The sequence below is a fragment of the Mycobacterium sp. FW102-FHT13B02 genome (assembly GCF_058790275.1).
On sequence record NZ_JBYTCM010000006.1, the window covers coordinates 185,685 to 204,937 of the forward strand.

The window sequence follows — 19,253 nt, forward strand, 5'->3', positions numbered from 1 at the left end:
TTCACCCCGACACTCCTAACTGTGGGTTCACCGCCGCGGCGATCTCATCGGCACTGGTGAACGACCTGGGCAGGACCTCAGCAACGCTACCGTCCGGGCGCAGTACCGCGGTCGCAGGCATCACGTTGGGCACGCGCAGCGCCGCCGCGATCAGCCGCCGGCCGTCCTGCAGCATCGGCAGTTTGACACCCAGCTCGGCCAGCCGCAGCAGCCCGGCCGTCTCATTCTCGTCCTGGTGCACGGTCAGCACCGTCACCTTCGTGCCCATCCGGCGCTGATACTCGGCCAGCGCCGGCAGTTCGTCGGCGCAGGGTCCGCACCAGTAGGCCCACAGGTTCAGCACCACGGCCCGGCCGGCGACGGCCTTCGCGACGTCGACAGGCGCGCCGTCACCCGCGCAGTCCACCGTGATGCCCTGTATGGCCCCTGGTCCGGGTCCGCCCAGCGGCGTGGGACACGGCGGCAGGGCCGCTTTGGCCCGCGGCCCGGCCAGCGCCGCCGGGGTGTCGGCGTCGCGATGCGCCCGGGCGCCGTTCAACTGGCCGGTCAGCTGGCCCGACGGCCCGGACGCGGTCTGGTCGCCCAGTTGCCGCCACAGCGCCACGCCGAGAACGGTGAACACGGCCAGCACCACCACGGTCCAGCGAGTCGACCGACTCACTCGGTGATCCCGGCCAGTGCCAGCAGATGCTCGGTCTCCGGCCCCCTGACCAGCGCCGCAGCGGTCGCCAGGTCCGTCGGCCCGGTGCCGTAGGACGGGCAGTCGCGGGCCAGGACGCACACGCCGCAGGCCGGCGTGCGGGCGTGGCAGACCCGGCGCCCGTGGAAGATCACGCGGTGCGACAGCAGGGTCCACTCCTTACGCGGGATCAACTCCCCGACCGCGTGTTCCACCTTGACCGGGTCCTCCTCGGCGGTCCAGCGCCAGCGCCGCACCAGCCGCCCGAAGTGGGTGTCCACCGTGATGCCCGGGACGTCGAAGGCGTTGCCGAGGATGACGTTGGCGGTCTTGCGGCCCACGCCGGGCAGCGTGACCAGCTCGTCCAGGGTGTCCGGCACCTCGCCGTCGAAGCGGGTCACCAGTTCCTGGCCCAGCCCGATGATCGACGTTGCCTTGTTGCGGTAGAAGCCGGTGGGCCGGATCAGTTCCTCGAGCTCGGTCCGGTTGGCCTGCGCGTAGTCCAGCGCGGTCGGGTACTTGGCGAACAGCGCCGGTGTCGTGAGGTTCACTCTCTTATCGGTGCACTGCGCCGACAGGATGGTGGCCACCGCGAGCTCCAGCGGAGTGGTGAAGTCCAGTTCGCAGTAGACGTGCGGAAATGCTTGCGCCAGTTCGCGATTCATTCTGCGGGCGCGACGCACCAGACCAAGATGGGTTTCACGGTCGTATTTTGCGGTGGATCGTCGCGCAGGCACGCCGGTAAGCGTACTGAGAGAAGTCGGTAAGGATACTTTGACCGGCGTCGTTTCGTGATCACCCTGAGACATTCGGCGTGTTTACTTCTGCGTGTGTCCTGGTTGCTGGTTGTGTGCATTCCCGGGTTGCTCATGGTGGCAACCTTCGGGTTGAGCCGCCTTGAAGCCATGCTCGATACGTCCAAGGAGACCTACACCGCGGCCGACGTCAAGGCGTTCGTCGACAAGGTCAAAACGGCCTGGTCACAGCAGGCCGCAGCCGCGGGCACACTGCCGCACCGATCGGCACCCCGATTCGAGGAACCCCGTGCGCTGGCGGCCCCGTCGCCCACGCGCGACAACCCGCTCGGAGCCTTCGGTGAGCCCGAATTACCCAGCCGCGCGTATGCCCACTATGCGAGCAATCCGCAATTTCGCGAGACTCGCCAGACGAATCGTGTGTAGCGTGGCTGGTTGCGAAACGGCTTACCACTAGACTGACTTTGTTAACCAGTTCACTGGCTAGCTTGCGCGCGTTTTTTATCACTCACCAGCCTTAGGGAGCAACGTGGACGAGATCCTGGCGAGGGCCGGAATCTTCCAGGGTGTCGAGCCCACCGCGGTATCCGCACTGACCAAACAGCTGCAGCCGGTCGACTTCCCCCGCGGACACACGGTGTTCGCCGAGGGCGAGCCCGGCGACCGCCTCTACATCATCATCTCCGGCAAGGTGAAGATCGGCCGCCGGTCACCGGATGGCCGGGAGAACCTGCTGACCATCATGGGTCCGTCGGACATGTTCGGTGAGCTGTCGATCTTCGACCCGGGTCCCCGGACCTCGAGCGCCATCACCATCACCGAGGTGCGGGCGGTCTCGATGGACCGTGAAGCGCTCCGTGCGTGGATCGCCGACCGCCCGGAGATCGCCGAGCAGCTGCTGCGCGTGCTCGCGCGCCGGTTGCGCCGCACCAACAACAACCTGGCCGACCTGATCTTCACCGACGTGCCCGGTCGGGTGGCCAAGCAGCTGCTGCAGCTGGCCCAGCGGTTCGGCACGCAGGAGGGTGGCGCCCTGCGCGTCACGCACGACCTGACCCAGGAAGAGATCGCCCAGCTCGTCGGCGCCTCGCGCGAAACCGTGAACAAGGCACTCGCCGACTTCGCGCACCGCGGCTGGATCCGGCTCGAGGGCAAGAGCGTGCTGATCTCCGACTCGGAGCGGCTGGCCCGCCGAGCGAGGTAACGCGCGAGTATTCGGCTCAGCGCGAGGAAGTTCCGCCGATGCCCCCGCACGCACAGCGTGTCGGGGGCATCGGCGTTTGGTCTTACTAAGCAGTCCGCAGGTAGTCCAACTGGGCCTGGACCGACTTTTCTGCGGCGTCCCACAGCTTCTGGTCGACATCGGTGTAGACATGCTCGACCACCTGCCGCGCCGACGCCTCGTCACCGAGCACCCGCAGGGCGCTCCGCACCTGGTCCAGCCGTTCCTCGCGGTGGGCGAGGTACCTGGCCGTGACCTCAGCCAGGTTGGCGAGGTCGGGGCCATGCCCGGGCAGGACGGTCCGTCCGCCCAAACCTTGCAGCCGCCGCAGTGATTCCAGGTAGTCGCGCAGGCTGCCGTCCTCGTTGTCGATGACGGTGGTGCCGCGGCCGAGGACGGTGTCGGCCGTGAGCACGGCACCCTTCCCGTCGCTGCGCTCGCCCCTGACGTCGTCGACGAGGAAAGACAGCGAGTCCGCGGTGTGCCCCGGCGTCGCCATCACCTTGATCCGCAGGCCCGCGGCGTCGATCACCTCGCCGTCGGCGAGCGGTCCGCCCAGGCCGCGCAGAAAACCGCTACCCACCGACCGCACCACCGCCCCGGTCATGGCGACCAGTTTGTCGATGCCGCCGGTGTGGTCGTCGTGCTTGTGGCTGATCAGCACCAGCGGAATCTTGCCCAGCGCAGCGATCCGCTCCAGGTGCGCATCGTCGTCGGGCCCCGGGTCGACGACGACCATCTCGTCGCTACCGGGCCCGCGCAGCACCCAGGTGTTGGTGCCGTCGAGCGTCATGATCCCCGGGTTGTCGCACAGCAGCACCGAGGCGGTTCTGGTGACCGGCCTCAGTACGCCATACGCCGGATGGGTCATGCGATTTCGACTATCAACTCCACCTCAACGGGAGCATTCAGTGGCAACTCCGACACCCCGACCGCCGACCGGGCGTGCGCGCCCGCGGGGCCGAACACCTCACCGAACAATTCGGACGCCCCGTTGATCACCGCGGGCTGGCCGTTGAAGCCCGGCGCCGAGGCGACGAATCCGACGGCCTTCACCACCCGCACCACCGAGTCGATGCCGACCAGCGCGTGCACGGCGGCCAGGGCGTTGAGGCCGCAGATCCGGGCCAGGGCCTTGCCGTCCTCGGCACTGACCTCAGCGCCGACCTTGCCCTCGGCCGGCAGCTTGCCGCCCTGCATGGGCAGCTGTCCCGAGGTGTAGACGAGGTTTCCGGTCCGGACTGCGGGGACGTACGACGCCAGGGGTGCAACAACTTCCGGCAGCTCGATGCCGAGTTCGGCCAACCGCGCTGTGACATTCCCCGGGTCGCTTCGCTCTCCCCCGCCGACACTGCTCATTTCGGCCGCTTCAGGTAGGCCACGTGCTGCTCACCGCTCGGGTTGGCCAATACCGACACCAGCTCCCATCCGTCCTGGCCCCACTGGTCCAGGATCTGCTTGGTGGCGTGGATCAGCAACGGGACGGTGGCGTACTCCCACCGGGTCGGTTCGCTCATGCCGCCGAGCTTATCGGCCGAGGGGTACCGCATGGTTAACATGCTGGGGTGACCTCCGAATCCACGGGCCAAACCCATACCGGTTGGCCCGCGCGCCTGGACCAGGCGCGCCTCCATTTCGTCACCGGCAAGGGCGGCACCGGCAAAACCACCGTCGCCGCCGCGCTGGCGCTGGCGCTGGCCGCCGGCGGCCGCAGCGTCTTGCTGGTAGAGGTCGAGGGGCGCCAGGGCATCGCCCAGCTTTTCGACGTGCCGCCACTGCCGTACGGAGAGCAGAAGATCGCGACCGCCGAGGGCGGCGGGCAGGTCAACGCGCTGGCCATCGACACCGAGGCCGCATTCCTGGAATACCTGGACATGTTCTACAACCTCGGCATCGCGGGCCGTGCCATGAAGCGCATCGGCGCCGTCGAGTTCGCCACCACGATCGCACCCGGCCTGCGTGATGTCCTGCTCACCGGCAAGATCAAGGAGGTCGTCGTCCGAGGCGGCAAGACCGCCAAGGAACTCAAGGGGCAGCGTCCCTATGACGCCGTCGTGGTCGACGCCCCGCCGACGGGCCGCATCTCCCGCTTCCTCGACGTCACCAAGGCCGTCTCGGATCTCGCCAAGGGTGGCCCTGTGCACTCCCAGGCCGACGGCGTCGTGAAGCTGCTGCACTCGGAGCTCACCGCCATACACCTGGTCACGCTGCTCGAGGCGCTGCCTGTGCAGGAGACCCTGGAGGCCATAGAGGAACTGCGGGAGCTGGATCTGCCGATCGGCAGCGTCATCGTCAACCGCACCATCCCGGCGTACCTGTCGACGGATGATCTGACGAAGGCCGCCGAGGGCGTCGTCGACGCCGACGCGGTGCGCGCCGGCCTCGCCGACGCCGGAATCACCCTGTCCGACAACGACTTCGCCGGACTACTCACCGAGACCATCCAGCACGCGACGCGCATGATGGCGCGGGCCGAGAGCGCCGAGGCGCTCGACGCCCTCGAAGTGCCCCGCCTCGAACTGCCCGCCCTGCCCGACGGGGTCGACTTGGGCAGCCTGTACGAACTCGCCGAAGCGCTCGAGCAGCAAGGGGTTGGCACCAAATGAGCGGTAAGCCAGGAACGAACCTCGTGAAGCTGGACATGCACGCGATCCTGTCCGACACCGCCAATCGCGTCGTGGTGTGCTGCGGCGCGGGCGGCGTCGGCAAGACCACCACGGCCGCCGCGATGGCGCTGCGGGCCGCCGAGTACGGCCGCACCGTCGTGGTGCTGACCATCGACCCGGCCAAGCGGCTGGCGCAGGCCCTCGGCATCAAGGATCTCGGCAACACCCCGCAGCGGGTGCCGCTGGCGCCGGAGGTGCCGGGCGAGCTCTACGCGATGATGCTGGACATGCGCCGCACCTTCGACGAGATGGTGCTGCAGTACTCGGGCGAGGACCGGGCCGACGCGATCTTGGAGAACCAGTTCTACCAAACGGTCGCCACGTCGCTCTCGGGCACGCAGGAGTACATGGCGATGGAAAAGCTCGGCCAGCTGCTGGCCGAGGACAAGTGGGATCTGGTCGTCGTCGACACCCCGCCTTCGCGCAATGCGCTGGACTTCCTGGACGCGCCGAAGCGGCTGGGCAACTTCATGGACAGCCGCCTGTGGCGCCTGCTGCTCGGGCCGGGCCGCGGCATCGGCCGCCTCGTCACCGGGGCCATGGGCCTGGCGATGAAGGCGCTGTCCACCGTGCTGGGTTCGCAGATGCTTTCCGACGCAGCCGGTTTCGTGCAGTCCCTGGACGCGACGTTCGGTGGGTTCCGCGAGAAGGCCGACCGCACCTACGAACTGCTCAAGCGCCCCGGCACCCGGTTCGTCGTGGTCTCTGCCGCCGAGCCCGACGCGCTGCGTGAGGCGTCGTTCTTCGTCGACCGGCTGTCTCAGGAACAGATGCCGCTGGCCGGCCTGATCCTCAACCGCACCCATCCCATGCTGTGCGACCTGACCGCCGATGCGGCCGACGAGGCCGCCGGCAAGCTGGAGCAGTCCGGTCAGGACGCCGACGCGCTGGCCGCCGCGACGCTGCGGATCCACGCGAACCGCACCGTCATCTCCAAGCGTGAGGTGCGGCTGCTGTCGCGGTTCACGGGAGCCAACCCGCATGTGGCGTTGGTGGGCGTGCCGTCACTGCCCTTCGAGGTGTCCGACCTGGAGGCGCTGCGGGCCATCGCCGATCAGATCACCGGCGACGTCGCGAAGGCCGGGTAGCTTCGCCGTTCAGGCTCCGGCGCGCTCGAACGATGTCCGGCCGCATTTTCTACGGCCGGACATGCGACGCTGTCGCCGAAAACCCGCCACAAACCGCGGTTAATACGCTGCGCGAGAAGAGATTTAGACCGCGTTGCGGTGCTTGCGCTGGGTCGCGAAGAACTCGGCCCAGGACACCACCTCGGGGTGCTGCTTGAGCAGGGCGCGGCGCTGGCGCTCGGTCATGCCGCCCCAGACACCGAACTCGACGCGGTTGTCGAGGGCGTCGGCACCGCATTCGACGATCACCGGGCAATGCCGGCAGATGACGGCGGCCTTGCGCTGTGCGGCGCCGCGGACGAACAGCTCATCCGGGTCGGCCTGTCGGCACCGGGCTTGGGAGACCCAGGCGATTCGGGCTTCTGCTTCAGGTTGGACCACGCCCTGTATCGCGCCGTTTCCGGCATGGGGAGCGATTGCCGCGCGAAATACTGGCTGTGTACCTGCCACCAGCGATCCCTTCGTCATACCGTCTCCCGACGGCCGTGTCCTCCCAAGTAGATCGCTGATGCGATCTACGCCACATTGCGGCTAGTAGTGTTACCTAGATCGCATTGTGTGTTCAAGTTAGGTGGTCAGGGGCCTATTGCGCAATGGGTCAAAGGTCGCTTTTTTGGGACGAGTGTCCAAACGTTAATTTTTGCCCGTGTCGCAGCGCCCTGGTAGCCCTGAAGACGTGGTAATCGACCAGCACTCGGCTGCCGGCTACGACGGTCGCTACGCTGTACCCCATGTCCGAGCGACCGCAGAATCGTCCGCCGACCGCGGTCACCGTCATCAAGATGACGTGGTGCTGTCTGCTCGCCGCCGTGGTGCTGGCCGGGATGATGTTCCCGCTCATCGGGGGTGTCGGACTGATGTCCAACCGGGCGTCCGATGTCGTGGCGAACGGCTCGGCCCAGCTGGTCGAAGGCGATGCGCCGGCCGTATCCACCATGGTGGATGTCAAAGGCAACCCGATCGCGTGGCTGTATTCGCAGCGCCGTTTCGAGGTCCCGAGCGATCAGATCGCCAACACCATGAAGCTCGCCATCGTCTCGATCGAGGACAAACGGTTTGCCGAGCACAACGGGGTGGACTGGAAGGGCACCCTGACGGGCCTGTCCGGCTACATGTCCGGTTCCGCCGATACGCGCGGTGGATCCACCATCGAGCAGCAGTACGTCAAGAACTACCAACTGCTCGTGGTCGCCCAGAGCGACGCCGAACGACGGGCCGCCATCGAGACCACCCCGGCCCGCAAGCTGCGTGAGATCCGCATGGCGCTGACGCTCGACAAGACCTTCACCAAGTCCGAGATCCTGACGCGCTATCTGAACCTGGTGTCGTTCGGCAACGGCGCGTTCGGCATCCAGGACGCCGCCCAGACGTACTTCGGCATCAACGCCTCGCAGCTGAACTGGCAGCAGGCCGCGCTCCTCGCCGGCATGGTGCAGTCCACCAGTGGACTGGACCCATACGTCAACCCCGACGGCGCCCTGGCACGTCGAAACCTGGTGCTGGACACCATGATCCAGAACGTCCCCCAGGAGGCCGAGGCTCTGCGGGCCGCCAAGGCGGAGCCCCTGGGCATCCTGCCGCAGCCCAACCAGCTGCCCCGCGGCTGCATCGCCGCCGCGGACCGCGCCTTCTTCTGCGACTACGTGCTCGACTATCTGTCGAAGGCGGGCATCAGTAAGGACCAGGTTGCCAAGGGCGGCTATCTGATTCGCACCACGCTCGACCCTGACATCCAGAACTCGGTCAAGTCGTCGATCGACGGCATCGCCTCCCCCGGCATCGACGGCATCGCCAGCGTCATGAGCGTCATCCGGCCCGGCAAGGACAACCACCAGGTGGTGGCGATGGCCAGCAACCGGACCTACGGCCTGAACACCTCGGCCGGGGAAACCATGCAGCCGCAACCGTTTTCGCTCGTTGGCGACGGCGCGGGCTCCATCTTCAAGCTCTTCACCACCGCCGCGGCCCTGGACATGGGCATGGGCATCAACGCCCAGCTGGACGTGCCCGGCCGGTTCGAGGCCAAGGGCCTGGGCAGCGGTGGTGCCAAGGGCTGCCCGAAGGACAAGTGGTGCGTCGAGAACGACGGGCGCTACCGGGGCAGCATGAACGTCACCGAAGCGCTGGCGACGTCGCCGAACACGGCGTTCGCCAAGCTGATCTCGCAGATCGGCGTCGCCCGCGCCGTCGACATGGCGGTGAAGCTGGGTCTGCGCTCCTACGCCGACCCGGGCACCGCCCGCCCGTACGACCCGAACAGCAACGAGAGCCTGTCCGACTTCATCAAGCGGCAGAACATCGGTTCGTTCACCCTCGGCCCGTTCGAGGTCAATGCCCTCGAACTGTCGAACGTCGCGGCCACGCTGGCCTCGGGCGGCACCTGGTGCCCGCCGAACCCGGTGGACAAGGTGCTCGACCGGCACGGCAACGAGGTCTCGGTGACCACCCAGACCTGCGAGCAGGCGGTCCCCGAGGGCCTGGCCAACACGCTGGCCAACGCGATGAGCAAGGACGCCGTCAGCGGCACCGGTGCCGGCGCCGCGCAGTCGGTGGGCTGGACATTGCCGGTGTCCGGCAAGACGGGTACCACCGAGGCGCACCGGTCGTCGGCGTTCCTCGGTTTCACCAGCGCCTACGCCGCTGCCAACTACATCTACGACGACTCCAGCACGCCTTCCGATCTGTGTTCGTTCCCGCTGCGTCAGTGCGGCCGCGGTGATCTCTACGGTGGCCACGAACCCGCCCGGACCTGGTTCACCGCCATGAAGCAGTTCACCCCGCCGGGCGTTGTGATGCCACCCACCGACCCGCGCTACGTCGACGGCGGGCCGGGCTCCAAGGTGCCGAGCGTCGCGGGTATGGACCTCGACATGGCGCAGAACCGCATCAAGGAGGCCGGCTTCCAACTGGCCCCGCAGCCGTCGTGGGTGAACAGCACCGCGCCGTCGGGCCAGGTGGTCGGCAGCTCCCCGTCGGGCCAGACCATCCCCGGATCCATCGTCACGATCCAGGTCAGCAACGGCATCGCGCCGCCGCCTCCGCCGCCGCCCCCAATAGGGATTCCGGGACTCGACGGCTTGCCGCCGGTGCAGATCGGATCGACGGTCGTGGAGATTCCGGGCCTGCCGCCCATCACCGTGCCGGTGCTCGGGCCGCCACCCCCGTAGGCTCGGCCGAAACCTCAGAACGACATAAGCCAACCCTGTGGGCTTTCTAACGATGACCAGCGACAACGGGTCAACCGCAGCACTGAGCAAGTAGGCTGCCTGCATGTCTGCCATCGCCCGCAATGCCGCCGTCAGCGTCGCCGGAACACTGGCTGCAGGCCTCGCCTACGCGTCGCTGGTCGAACGCAACGCATTTGTGGTCCGCGAAGTCACCATGCCGGTGCTGACACCCGGTTCGTCGCCACTGCGGGTGCTGCATCTGAGCGATCTGCACATGATGCCCGCGCAGCGCCGCAAGCAGGCGTGGCTGCGCGAACTGGCCCGCTGGGAGCCGGATCTGGTGGTCAACACCGGCGACAACCTCTCGCACCCCAAGTCGGTGCCGGCCGTGGTGCAGGCGATGGGCGATCTGCTGGCAGTACCCGGGGTGTTCGTGTTCGGCAGCAACGACTACTTCGCACCGAAGCCGAAGAACCCGGCCAACTATCTGTTCAGCAAGCACAAGCGGATCACTGGTCGGCCGCTGCCGTGGCAGGACCTGCGTGCCGCGTTCACCGAGCGCGGCTGGCTGGACATGACCCACACCCGGCGCGAGATCGAAGTCAACGGCCAGCTCATCGCCGTGGCCGGCGTCGACGATCCGCACCTGGACCGCGACCGCTACGACACCATCGCCGGGCGGCCCAACCCGGCGGCCAATCTGTCGCTGGGCGTCGCCCACGCGCCGTACACCCGGGTGCTGGACCGGTTCGCCGACGACGGTTACCAGCTGGTGCTGGCCGGGCACACGCACGGCGGGCAGCTCTGCGTCCCGTTCTACGGCGCGGTGGTGACCAACTGCGACATCGACACCTCCCGGGCGAAGGGCCCGTCCCGCTGGGGCGCGCACACGCAGCTGCACGTCTCCGCGGGCCTCGGCACGTCGCCGTATACGCCCGTGCGGTTCTGCTGCCGGCCCGAGGTGACGCTGCTGACTCTGGTGGCCGCACCGACCGGCGGCGGGCACAGCGGTATCCACGCCGACGTGACACAGCCGGCTGTCTCCGCACGGTGACCTCACCGGTGGCGGCACGCAGCGTCGACCGCGGCTGGGTCGACAATGCCGTCCGCCTGATCGAGGCCGATGCCCGGCGCAGCGCCGACACCCACCTCCTGCGTTATCCATTGCCAGCCGCGTGGAGCGCAGACGTCGACGTCCAGCTGTATCTCAAGGACGAGAGCACGCACATCACCGGCAGCCTCAAGCACCGGCTGGCCCGGTCGCTGTTCTTGTACGGCTTGTGCAACGGCTGGATCGGTCCGCAGACGACGGTCATCGAGGCGTCGTCCGGTTCGACGGCAGTGTCCGAGGCATATTTCGCGGCGCTGCTGGGCCTGGAGTTCATCGCGGTGATGCCGACGTCGACCAGCGCGAGCAAGGTCGAGCTGATCGAAAACCAGGGTGGCCGTTGCCATTTCGTCGAGCAGTCGTCTCAGGTGTATGCCGAGGCGGAAAGGCTGGCGCACGAGACCGGCGGCCACTACCTGGATCAGTTCACCAATGCCGAGCGGGCCACCGACTGGCGGGGCAACAACAACATCGCGGAGTCGATCTTCTCGCAACTGCGTGACGAGGCCCATCCGATCCCCGAGTGGATCGTGGTCGGCGCAGGCACCGGCGGCACCAGTGCCACGATCGGGCGGTTCCTCCGCTACCGGCGCCACGCCACCCGGCTGTGCGTCGTGGACCCGGAGAATTCAGCGTTCTATCCGTCGTGGGCCACGGGCGACCGGGACGTGTTCACCGGCGCGTCGTCGCGCATCGAAGGCATCGGACGGCCTCGGGTGGAGCCGTCGTTCCTGCCCGGGGTGGTGGATGCCATGGTATGCGTCCCGGATGCCGCCTCAGTGGCCGCAGCGCGGCACGTGAGCAAGGTTCTGGGCCGACGGGTAGGCCCGTCCACGGGGACGAATATCTGGGGCGCGTTCGGGCTCCTGGCCGACATGGTGGCGCACGGCCGGAGTGGATCGGTGGTGACACTCCTGGCGGACAGCGGCGACCGCTACGCCGACACCTACTTCGACGACGCGTGGGTCAGCAGCCGGGGGCTGGATTCCATCGAAGCCGTGGCGGCACTGGCGGAATTCGAGCGCTCCGGCCGCTGGGACTGACCCGTCCGCATGGCTGCGCGGTAGTCAGAGGTGAAGAACAGCCACAGCGCCGCGAGACCGAAAAATCCGCAGTAGAGCAGGGCTCCCAATCCGGTCATGATCGTTCCTCGCTTTCTCGTGTTCAGCTGTCGTTCACCACAGTCACTTGATTAAACCCACGATGCGCGAAATTCCATCCCTCCGGTGGACGTGATTTTCGCCGCTGCGCCCATCCACCTGCGGTTACCTCACCTGCAAAGGGCCGTTTGGCTTCTGGGGGCACCCGTGCGATAGGCTGTCGAAGCTTCACACGGGGTGTGGCGCAGCTTGGTAGCGCGCTTCGTTCGGGACGAAGAGGTCGTGGGTTCGAATCCCGCCACCCCGACAAGTGAGCAAGGCCCTGACCAGGGAAATCTGGTCGGGGCCTTCTTGTTTCAGCGGCTGCGGCAGCTCACCCGCCCAGGCGTCGGCGGCCCGCGTCGCCAACCGACCCGAGAAATTCGCGCGTGCAGCCTTATGCGCAGACGCTGACGAACGGCACGGTCACACATGGCGGCGGCCACCCGGGGCCACCGCCCCAGCCCTGGTCGTCGCCCCAACCGCGGTGGCCCCAGCCCCAACCGTGGTGGTTGTCCCAATCGTCGCCGCCCCAACCGTGGTCCATGGGGATCAGGCCCGGGTCGTGCGCCGGCGAGGCGCTCGCATTTCCCGAACCGATACCCAGAACCGCAGCCACCAGGCCCGCGGCGAGTGCTGTTGTCGATGCAATCTTCCTGTACGTGGCCATGGCCCGCCTCCGGAAACAACCCAACAAAATCAGTAATAGATACCGTCAAGTGTAGTTTTTGACGCTCCAGATGACACTGTGCGAATACCCCGGAGCCGCCGGGTTGAACCAGATTCCCCGCAGCAACCGCCGCGCGAAATGCCTGTTCAGTCGGCGCTGCCGGGTAAAATGGGACATATCTGTCCCATTTTAGATCGCATTGCGCTATCTTTGATGCATGGCTGAGTTGAAATCGTTCGATACCGGCGTGCGTTCGCGCACCCGGAAGGCGATCCTCGATGCCGCCACCTCCGTTCTGGCGACCAACCCCGCGGCGTCGTTGAGCGACATCGCCGCCGCCGCGAACGTGGGCCGCAGCACGTTGCACCGGTACTTCGCCGAACGCTCCGAGCTGATCCGCGCCGTCGCCCTGTACGTCCACGAGATGAGCAACACCGCCATCGACAAAGCCGAACCCGCGTGCGGTCCCCCGCTCGCGGCGCTGCGCCGCGTCGTCGAATCCCAGCTGGACCTCGGGCCCATCGTGCCCTTCGTCTACAACGAGCCGACCATCGTGGCCGACCCGGACCTGTCCGCGATCCTCGATACCGGCGACGAGGCGATAGCCGAAGTGCTGGCGCGGGTTTCGGCACGACCGCAGACCAGCCCACCGGAGTGGCCGCGCCTGGTTTTCTGGGCCCTGCTCGACGCCGGATACGAGGCACTGCGCCGGAACATCGCGCCGCGGGTCGAGATCGTCGACGCCATCATGGCCAGCCTGACGGCCGGCACCATCACCCCGGATCAGTCCTGATCCGCCCGAGTTTGCTTCGCTTCAACACATTTCATGCCGACTTCGGCTCGGACAGCCGCCGCATGAACAGCTAAGGAGTTCCCATGTCCACCAGTCTCGTCACCAACGACGTGACGAACCGGACCCCAGGGCGTCATTGGTGGGCGCTGGCAGTACTGATGCTGCCCGTGCTGCTCATCTCCATCGACAACACAGTGCTGGCCTTCGCCCTGCCCCGCATCGCCGAAGACTTCCGCCCGTCGGCCGCCACCCAGTTGTGGCTCGTCGACATCTATTCGCTGGTGCTGGCAACCCTTTTGGTGACCATGGGCAGCCTCGGCGACCGGTTCGGCCGGCGCCGGCTTCTGCTCATCGGCGCCGTCGGATTCGCCGCCATCTCAGCTGCCGCGGCATTCGCGCCCAGCGCCGGCTATCTGGTGGCGGCGCGTGCCGCGCTCGGGGTGTTCGGCGCCATGCTGATGCCGTCGACCCTGTCGCTGATCCGCAACATCTTCACCGAGGCCACGTCGCGCCGGCTCGCCATCGCCATCTGGGCTTCGTGCTTCGCGGCCGGCTCGGCGCTGGGCCCAATCGTCGGCGGTCTGGTGCTGCAGCACTTTCACTGGGGTGCGGTCTTCATGATCGCCGTCCCGATCCTGCTGCCGCTGCTGGTGCTGGCACCCAAACTGGTGCCTGAATCACGGGATCCGAATCCAGGCCCGGTCGACGCGCTCAGCGTGCTGCTGTCCCTGGTGGCGATGCTGCCGGTGGTGTGGGCGATCAAGACCGCCGCACACGACGGCATCTCGACGCTGACGCTGGCGGCCGTCGCTCTCGGCATCGCCGCGGGCGTCTGGTTCGTGCGCCGGCAGAACCGCAGTGCCACACCGATTCTCGACATGCGGCTGTTCGGCCACGGCCCCTTCACCGCGTCGATTCTGGCCAACTTCCTGTCGATGGTCGGCCTCATCGGGTTCCTGTTCTTCATCTCGCAGCACCTGCAGCTGGTGCTCGGACTGGACCCGCTGACCGCCGCGTTGGTCATGCTGCCGGGTGCGGCAGCATCGACGGTCGCCGGCATTGCCGTGGTGCGACTGACCAAGAGGTTCGCCCCGCAGACGTTGATCGTGGCCGGGCTGCTCCTGGTGGCCGCCGGCTTTCTGCTGATCGTGATGTTCCGCCACGATCTGACCATCGTCGGGGTGATCGCGTCGTTCACCGTGCTCGAGCTGGGCGTCGGTGTGTCGCAGACGATCTCGAACGACACCATCGTGGCGTCGGTGCCGCCCGAGAAGGCCGGCGCGGCGTCAGCGGTGTCGGAGACCGCGTATGAGCTGGGTGCGGTGATCGGCACCGCCGGCCTGGGCACGATGTTCACCGCGTTCTACCGTGCGAACGTCGAACTGCCCGGGGCACTTTCGCCCGTACAGTCGGCGGACGCCGGCGAGAGCATCGGCGGCGCCATCTCGGTGGCCCGGACCCTGCCGACCGAACTCGGCAGTCACCTGATGGAGTCGGCGCGCGTCGCCTTCGATTCGGGGATCGGTGCCACCGCAGCGACCGCGGCGGCACTGGCCGCGGCGGCCGCGGCGATCGTGGCCGCCGCGTTCCACGGGCGGCAGTAGTCGCTGAATACACTGTGGCCCCATCACCTTTCGGCGATGGGGCCACAGTCAGCCAATCGACTACTTGCTGTCGGACTTGCTCTTGGGCGCCTTGGTGGCGCCCTTTACCGCGCCGGCGATCGATTTCGCCACCTGGGACACGGGGTTCTGCGCCTTCTTGGTCTGGGGCGCGCTGCCCTTGGGCGTCGTCACCTTGTCGGTGCCCGTGGTACCGGTGGCCGTGGTACCAGCGCCTTTGGCGTCGGTGCCCTTGGCGTCGGTGCCCTTGGTCGTGGTCTTCGCGTCCGTGGCCTTGGTGTCGGTGGCCTTGGCATCCGTGGCCTTGGTGTCGGTGGCCTTGGCATCCGTGGCCTTGGCATCCGTAGCCTTGGTATCCGTAGCAGCTTTGGTGTCCGTAGCCGAGGTCGTGCTGTCTGTAGCAGCCTTGGTATCGGTAGCAGCCTTGGTGGACGTGGCCTTTGCCGTATCGGTCGCCGGTGCCGCCTCGGTCGAGGTCGCCGCAGTTGCGGTGGCCGCCTTCTTCGTCGTCATCGCCGTTTCGGCCGATCCGGCGGCGGAGGACTCCGTCGCCGTCTTCGTGGTCTCGGCCGTCTTGGTCGCCGCCAGTGCCGCAACCGGCGCCGCGGCGGCGGGCACGGTGACGCCGCCAGGGGCGTTCGGATTCACGTTCAGCGCCGTGATGATCCGATTCACGATGTAGGGAACGGTCCCGGTTTCAAAATCCGTGACATTCTTCTGAATGTTCTGCACCAGGCTCACGACATTGTTGAGCACGCCGTTGTAAATGGTGCCCGGATTCAGGGTGAGTACCGACTGCAGAATTCCCGTCACACTGTTGACCACCTGCTGAACCACCGGAGTGGTTCCGGTGCATGACCCGCATCCGATCCCGACGGTCGAAATCGCCAAACCGGCGACCAATGCGGTAACCGAATCGAGTACCGCGGGCACCAATGCCTCACCCACCGCCAGCGGTTGCTGCAGGATGTTCTGCACCGGGCCGTTGATTCCGGTGATCAATTGCAGGCCGCCCGGAAGCAGACCTCCCACCAGCGAGTCGATGGCACCGTTGACATTGAGGGTGCCCAGGTTGCCCACCACGTTGGCGAGCGTGCCCGGCAGCGCGCCGCCGAGGGTGAACGTCGCGCCGGTGATGTTGCCGATCAACTGCATGCCCTGCTGTACACCGTAGTTCGCATCGAGCACCACCTGGCGCACCAACGGATTCACCGTGGTCTCCACCATGTAGCTGGTTTGCCCGACCGTCTCGGCCAGGGCGTTGTAGATGTTCCCCAGCGCCACGATCGGGTTGACCAATGCCGTCAACTGCACATCGGCGACCTGGACGTGCGGAACTGCCGGCAGATGCGTTGCGGTCTGCGGCACCACCGGTGCCACAGCAATCACGCTCGCTCCCGCGAGGGCAACGCCCGCAGTGAGATACGGCTTCATTGTGAGCTGCATTTAGATCCTCCCAGTTATCGCGACACCCGTGTGAGGCAAAAACTTACCCCTTGTAAATGGGTGTTTTTGATCATCCGGGGCATTTTTCAGCTAATCGAAATTGACGCCCGGCGAAATTGTCAATTGCGTTAGATTGCTGTTTTAGCAGGCAAGTTAGCCCTTCTACAGAATCAGCAAATTTGGCCAGTTGCACCGCCCAAATCAGCGTCGGCCACGTCACAGGCACTTCACAGAGTCGAGAGACGCGCGCCACATGGCGGAATGCGCTATGGACCGCAAAGCGAATCCGTGGAGAAATTGTGCGGCCAGCAAATTTCGCTACGCAGAACTTGCGCGAGCGTCAGTCATAGCCGCAGACGCGCCCTCAAGAGCATCCCTGACGCGGATGGCGTCCACATGCTGAGACAGCGCGTCGAGTCGGGTGGCACCGTGCGATTCAGGGCGCGACTGTTTGCCCACGCTTGGCAATGACACCGGCGACCGAGCTCCCTGCCACGGTCACCAACGCGCCGAGAATCAACGCCGACGGCTCTCCCGGACCCAGCAGATGCTGCTGGGTCCCCAACGTGGCGGCAGCCACCGGCACACCCAATTGCGCCGCCGCCAGCACCCCGAGCGACAGCGGTTGCCCCAACAGCCGGCCACTGAGATGCGCAAGCACCGCCCCGACACCCAGCGCCACGCCGAGCCCGATCAAACCCGGGTGCTCGCCCAGTTCCCGAACCTCCAACGAGGCGCCCAGCCAGACGAAGAACAGCGGTGCGAAGAACCCTTCGGTGATGCCGAACAGTTGGCGCGCCAGCCGACGGGGCTCGCCGACGGCCGAAAGGCACAGGCCCAGGGCAAAACCCGCGAGCATGATCGACACGTGCGTCGACTTCGCCAGCGCCGCAAGGCTGAACAGCACGATCAGGCTGATCCTGAGTTCCAATGCCAGGTGCCGGCGGTGCGAGTACCTGTGCATCCGCAGCAGCCAGCCCCGGTTGGCGGCATACCGCAGAAAGACGTACAGCAGTACGGCACACCCAGCGATCGCCAGTGCGCCCAGCGCCGCGCGCGGTGCGCCGGCTGGATTGATCGCCAACGGCAGCAACACGATCGACGCGGCGTCGGCTATCGCGATCTGGGCGGTGACGGACAGCACCGGAGGTCCCGACAGGCCCAGTGACTGGATGACCGGCAACGCCAGGGCGGCCGAGGACGAGGCCATCAGTACCGCGTACAACGGAGCGTGGCCCGTGCCGAACAGCTGCGCGACGACGGCGCCGAACACGACCGCGAACGCGCCCACCACGATCGCGCGCAACAGCGCTCTGGGCAGGTCACCGCGTAACGACGTGTCGCGCACCGGCACGTGGGTGCCGACGATGAACATCACCAGCGCAAAGCCGATGTCCGCCAGCAGCGAGAACGTCGGGTCGCCCGCATTGATGATGCCGAACCCGGTCCGCCCCACCACGATTCCGGCCGCGAGTTCGCCGACGATGACTGGCACCCGCACCTTCGGCACCGCCGCAAGCAATGGTCCCACCAGTCCGATGACGGCCAGCAGCGCCAGGGCATGGAATCCGAAGTCGCCCATCTGTCAGCCGGTCTGCGCAGCGGTCAGGACTGCCATGTCACGAGCCGGCATGGAATGTCGGTGTTCTCGTCGGTCAGGTAGCTGGCACACACCCGGTGGTAGCCGTCGCCGATCTGCAATGGGGCGCCATTGTGAACGTCGCCGCGTACCAACAGGATTGGCGAAAGCTTCTTGCCGTCGCTGATCTTGCTCAGGTCCGCCCTGACGTGGGCGTTGGACTCCGGCAACAACGGAAGCTGCGCCGCGCGCAGGATGTCTTTCGCTTTCCTCGTCGTCGCCTTCGCGGTTTTCAGCGCCGCCACCACGTTGGCCACCTCGCCCTCGGCGGCCAGCATGGTCAGGTAATCGGCCGCTGCGTCGTAGTCATGATCCTCGGGATCGTCCAGCCACTTCACCGCCATCGCCACACCTTAATCGCGACCACGCCCAGCGCGGGCTGCGCGCAGCCAACTCTCAGCGAGCTGTTGCCTTCCGATAGTTCCCGATATATCGTTAATGCATCGGAGGCGCAGAAGGTGCCTCCCGCCGAAAGAGAGAACACATCTATGGACACCCCATTCACTCCACCCGGCCGCCCGTTCGACGGTCCAGGCTTTGGTTTCACCCCACCGCATCGCGGGTTCGCCGGCCACGGCGGCCACGGACGTCGTGAGATGCGCGAACAATTCCGCGCCCACCTGCAGGAACACCGCGGCGACGCCGGTTTCGGCTTCGGACCGGGCTTCGGCCCTGGTTTCGGTTTCGGCCCAGGCTTCGGACCCGGCTTCGGTGCCGGCCCCTTCGGGCCGGGCGGCCCCCGCGGTCGACGTCACGGCGGCCGCGGACGCGGCAGTGGCCGCAGCCGGCGTGGCGACGTCCGTGCCGCCATCCTCAAGCTGCTCACCGAGCGGCCGATGCATGGCTACGAAATGACGCAGGAGATCGCCGCACGGAGCGACGGTCTGTGGAAGCCCAGCCCCGGCTCGATCTACCCGACCCTTCAGCTGTTGGAGGACGAAGGCCTGATCGCGCCGACCGAAAGCCACGGCAGCAAGAAGACGTTCGAGCTCACCACCGAAGGACGCACCGTCGCCGACGCGATCGAAACGGCGCCCTGGGAAGAGATCGCCGAAGGCGCCGACCCGGCCGCCCTGAACCTGCGCAACGCGCTCGGCCAGCTGTTCGGCGCGGTCGCCCAGTCGGTGCATTCCGCGAACGACGAACAGCAGCAACGCATCCTGGATATCGTGAACAACGCGCGTCGCGAGATCTACCAGATTCTCGGAGAGTCCGACTAG

The 19,253-nt window shown here is 66.9% G+C and carries 20 protein-coding genes and 1 tRNA gene; 11 read left to right on the top strand and 10 right to left on the bottom strand.

Annotation, left to right across the window (positions count from 1 at the left end):
- Position 1: 1 nt before the first annotated feature.
- The gene (locus AC3WTE_RS13065; protein ID WP_492438002.1) at positions 2 to 661 is read right to left on the bottom strand and encodes a TlpA family protein disulfide reductase; all 660 of its coding nucleotides are present in this window, start codon (positions 659 to 661) and stop codon (positions 2 to 4) included.
- Complete coding sequence (gene nth / locus AC3WTE_RS13070) at positions 658 to 1,344, bottom strand: endonuclease III (RefSeq protein WP_492438274.1); 687 nt, start codon at positions 1,342 to 1,344, stop codon at positions 658 to 660. The genes AC3WTE_RS13065 and nth overlap by 4 nt, the downstream gene beginning before the upstream one ends.
- Positions 1,345 to 1,509: 165 nt before the next feature.
- Between nth and AC3WTE_RS13075 the strand changes: the two genes are divergently transcribed.
- The gene (locus AC3WTE_RS13075) at positions 1,510 to 1,860 is read left to right on the top strand and encodes a hypothetical protein (protein ID WP_492438004.1); all 351 of its coding nucleotides are present in this window, start codon (positions 1,510 to 1,512) and stop codon (positions 1,858 to 1,860) included.
- A gap of 103 nt (positions 1,861 to 1,963) precedes the next feature.
- Entirely contained in the window at positions 1,964 to 2,638 is a 675-nt protein-coding gene (gene crp, locus AC3WTE_RS13080) for a cAMP-activated global transcriptional regulator CRP (RefSeq protein ID WP_020100982.1), read from the top strand.
- A gap of 85 nt (positions 2,639 to 2,723) precedes the next feature.
- Here the strand turns inward: crp and AC3WTE_RS13085 are convergent, their stop codons facing one another.
- From AC3WTE_RS13085 to sp36, 3 genes are read right to left on the bottom strand one after another with little or no spacing between them, the layout of a single operon-like run.
- Positions 2,724 to 3,527, bottom strand: a complete 804-nt coding sequence (locus AC3WTE_RS13085; RefSeq protein ID WP_492438007.1) for an MBL fold metallo-hydrolase — start codon at positions 3,525 to 3,527, stop codon at positions 2,724 to 2,726.
- Entirely contained in the window at positions 3,524 to 4,015 is a 492-nt protein-coding gene (locus tag AC3WTE_RS13090) for a RidA family protein (RefSeq protein WP_492438009.1), read from the bottom strand. The genes AC3WTE_RS13085 and AC3WTE_RS13090 overlap by 4 nt, the downstream gene beginning before the upstream one ends.
- The gene (gene sp36 / locus AC3WTE_RS13095) at positions 4,012 to 4,173 is read right to left on the bottom strand and encodes a Sp36 family protein (protein WP_090562576.1); all 162 of its coding nucleotides are present in this window, start codon (positions 4,171 to 4,173) and stop codon (positions 4,012 to 4,014) included. Before sp36 ends, AC3WTE_RS13090 begins: the two co-directional genes overlap by 4 nt.
- A gap of 48 nt (positions 4,174 to 4,221) precedes the next feature.
- Here sp36 and bagA point away from each other — a divergent pair, with 48 nt between their 5' ends.
- Positions 4,222 to 5,262 (top strand): ATPase BagA, encoded by a 1,041-nt coding sequence (bagA, locus tag AC3WTE_RS13100; protein ID WP_492438011.1) that lies wholly within the window; start codon positions 4,222 to 4,224, stop codon positions 5,260 to 5,262.
- Positions 5,259 to 6,410 (top strand): ATPase BagB, encoded by a 1,152-nt coding sequence (gene bagB, locus AC3WTE_RS13105; RefSeq protein ID WP_492438013.1) that lies wholly within the window; start codon positions 5,259 to 5,261, stop codon positions 6,408 to 6,410. Before bagA ends, bagB begins: the two co-directional genes overlap by 4 nt.
- Positions 6,411 to 6,533: 123 nt before the next feature.
- Here bagB and AC3WTE_RS13110 read toward each other — a convergent pair whose 3' ends face one another.
- Entirely contained in the window at positions 6,534 to 6,899 is a 366-nt protein-coding gene (locus tag AC3WTE_RS13110) for a WhiB family transcriptional regulator (protein WP_459370520.1), read from the bottom strand.
- Between the two features lie 281 nt (positions 6,900 to 7,180).
- Between AC3WTE_RS13110 and ponA2 the strand changes: the two genes are divergently transcribed.
- From ponA2 to AC3WTE_RS13130, 4 genes are all read left to right on the top strand, one after another.
- Positions 7,181 to 9,616 (top strand): transglycosylase/D,D-transpeptidase PonA2, encoded by a 2,436-nt coding sequence (gene ponA2 / locus AC3WTE_RS13115; RefSeq protein ID WP_492438015.1) that lies wholly within the window; start codon positions 7,181 to 7,183, stop codon positions 9,614 to 9,616.
- A gap of 103 nt (positions 9,617 to 9,719) precedes the next feature.
- Complete coding sequence (locus tag AC3WTE_RS13120) at positions 9,720 to 10,670, top strand: metallophosphoesterase (protein ID WP_459367215.1); 951 nt, start codon at positions 9,720 to 9,722, stop codon at positions 10,668 to 10,670.
- The gene (gene cds1 / locus AC3WTE_RS13125; protein ID WP_492438017.1) at positions 10,667 to 11,767 is read left to right on the top strand and encodes an L-cysteine desulfhydrase Cds1; all 1,101 of its coding nucleotides are present in this window, start codon (positions 10,667 to 10,669) and stop codon (positions 11,765 to 11,767) included. Before AC3WTE_RS13120 ends, cds1 begins: the two co-directional genes overlap by 4 nt.
- A 290-nt stretch (positions 11,768 to 12,057) precedes the next feature.
- Positions 12,058 to 12,131 (top strand) — tRNA-Pro (locus tag AC3WTE_RS13130).
- Between the two features lie 129 nt (positions 12,132 to 12,260).
- On the opposite strand, the gene AC3WTE_RS13135 is transcribed toward AC3WTE_RS13130, so the two are convergent.
- Entirely contained in the window at positions 12,261 to 12,533 is a 273-nt protein-coding gene (locus AC3WTE_RS13135; RefSeq protein ID WP_492438019.1) for a hypothetical protein, read from the bottom strand.
- 217 nt (positions 12,534 to 12,750) lie between these two features.
- On the opposite strand from AC3WTE_RS13135, the gene AC3WTE_RS13140 reads away from it, so the two are divergent.
- Positions 12,751 to 13,326, top strand: a complete 576-nt coding sequence (locus tag AC3WTE_RS13140) for a TetR/AcrR family transcriptional regulator (protein WP_492438021.1) — start codon at positions 12,751 to 12,753, stop codon at positions 13,324 to 13,326.
- A gap of 83 nt (positions 13,327 to 13,409) precedes the next feature.
- Positions 13,410 to 14,930 carry an efflux MFS transporter LfrA gene (gene lfrA, locus AC3WTE_RS13145; RefSeq protein ID WP_492438023.1) on the top strand — a complete coding sequence of 507 codons (1,521 nt, stop codon included), beginning with the start codon at positions 13,410 to 13,412 and terminating at the stop codon, positions 14,928 to 14,930.
- A 60-nt stretch (positions 14,931 to 14,990) separates the two neighbouring features.
- Here lfrA and AC3WTE_RS13150 read toward each other — a convergent pair whose 3' ends face one another.
- The 3 genes from AC3WTE_RS13150 to AC3WTE_RS13160 form a co-directional block, all read right to left on the bottom strand.
- On the bottom strand, positions 14,991 to 16,394 hold the full coding sequence (locus AC3WTE_RS13150; RefSeq protein WP_492438025.1) for a hypothetical protein: 1,404 nt from the start codon (positions 16,392 to 16,394) through the stop codon (positions 14,991 to 14,993).
- Between the two features lie 436 nt (positions 16,395 to 16,830).
- The gene (locus AC3WTE_RS13155; protein WP_492438027.1) at positions 16,831 to 17,976 is read right to left on the bottom strand and encodes a cation:proton antiporter; all 1,146 of its coding nucleotides are present in this window, start codon (positions 17,974 to 17,976) and stop codon (positions 16,831 to 16,833) included.
- Between the two features lie 23 nt (positions 17,977 to 17,999).
- Positions 18,000 to 18,377, bottom strand: a complete 378-nt coding sequence (locus tag AC3WTE_RS13160) for a hypothetical protein (protein ID WP_492438276.1) — start codon at positions 18,375 to 18,377, stop codon at positions 18,000 to 18,002.
- Positions 18,378 to 18,521: 144 nt separating this feature from the next.
- Here AC3WTE_RS13160 and AC3WTE_RS13165 point away from each other — a divergent pair, with 144 nt between their 5' ends.
- Positions 18,522 to 19,253: a PadR family transcriptional regulator gene (locus tag AC3WTE_RS13165; RefSeq protein ID WP_492438029.1), complete on the top strand. Its 732-nt coding sequence runs from the start codon at positions 18,522 to 18,524 to the stop codon at positions 19,251 to 19,253.

Excerpts from the sequence above, each read along its gene's own strand:
- nth (WP_492438274.1), bottom strand. The coding sequence starts at position 1,344 with ATGAATCGCGAACTGGCGCAAGCATTTCCGCACGTCTACTGCGAACTG.
- AC3WTE_RS13085 (WP_492438007.1), bottom strand. The coding sequence starts at position 3,527 with ATGACCCATCCGGCGTATGGCGTACTGAGGCCGGTCACCAGAACCGCC.
- AC3WTE_RS13090 (WP_492438009.1), bottom strand. The coding sequence starts at position 4,015 with ATGAGCAGTGTCGGCGGGGGAGAGCGAAGCGACCCGGGGAATGTCACA.
- sp36 (WP_090562576.1), bottom strand. The coding sequence starts at position 4,173 with ATGAGCGAACCGACCCGGTGGGAGTACGCCACCGTCCCGTTGCTGATC.
- bagB (WP_492438013.1), top strand. The coding sequence starts at position 5,259 with ATGAGCGGTAAGCCAGGAACGAACCTCGTGAAGCTGGACATGCACGCG.
- ponA2 (WP_492438015.1), top strand. The coding sequence starts at position 7,181 with ATGTCCGAGCGACCGCAGAATCGTCCGCCGACCGCGGTCACCGTCATC.
- AC3WTE_RS13120 (WP_459367215.1), top strand. The coding sequence starts at position 9,720 with ATGTCTGCCATCGCCCGCAATGCCGCCGTCAGCGTCGCCGGAACACTG.
- AC3WTE_RS13135 (WP_492438019.1), bottom strand. The coding sequence starts at position 12,533 with ATGGCCACGTACAGGAAGATTGCATCGACAACAGCACTCGCCGCGGGC.
- AC3WTE_RS13140 (WP_492438021.1), top strand. The coding sequence starts at position 12,751 with ATGGCTGAGTTGAAATCGTTCGATACCGGCGTGCGTTCGCGCACCCGG.
- lfrA (WP_492438023.1), top strand. The coding sequence starts at position 13,410 with ATGTCCACCAGTCTCGTCACCAACGACGTGACGAACCGGACCCCAGGG.
- AC3WTE_RS13150 (WP_492438025.1), bottom strand. The coding sequence starts at position 16,394 with ATGCAGCTCACAATGAAGCCGTATCTCACTGCGGGCGTTGCCCTCGCG.
- AC3WTE_RS13155 (WP_492438027.1), bottom strand. The coding sequence starts at position 17,976 with ATGGGCGACTTCGGATTCCATGCCCTGGCGCTGCTGGCCGTCATCGGA.
- AC3WTE_RS13160 (WP_492438276.1), bottom strand. The coding sequence starts at position 18,377 with ATGGCGGTGAAGTGGCTGGACGATCCCGAGGATCATGACTACGACGCA.
- AC3WTE_RS13165 (WP_492438029.1), top strand. The coding sequence starts at position 18,522 with ATGGACACCCCATTCACTCCACCCGGCCGCCCGTTCGACGGTCCAGGC.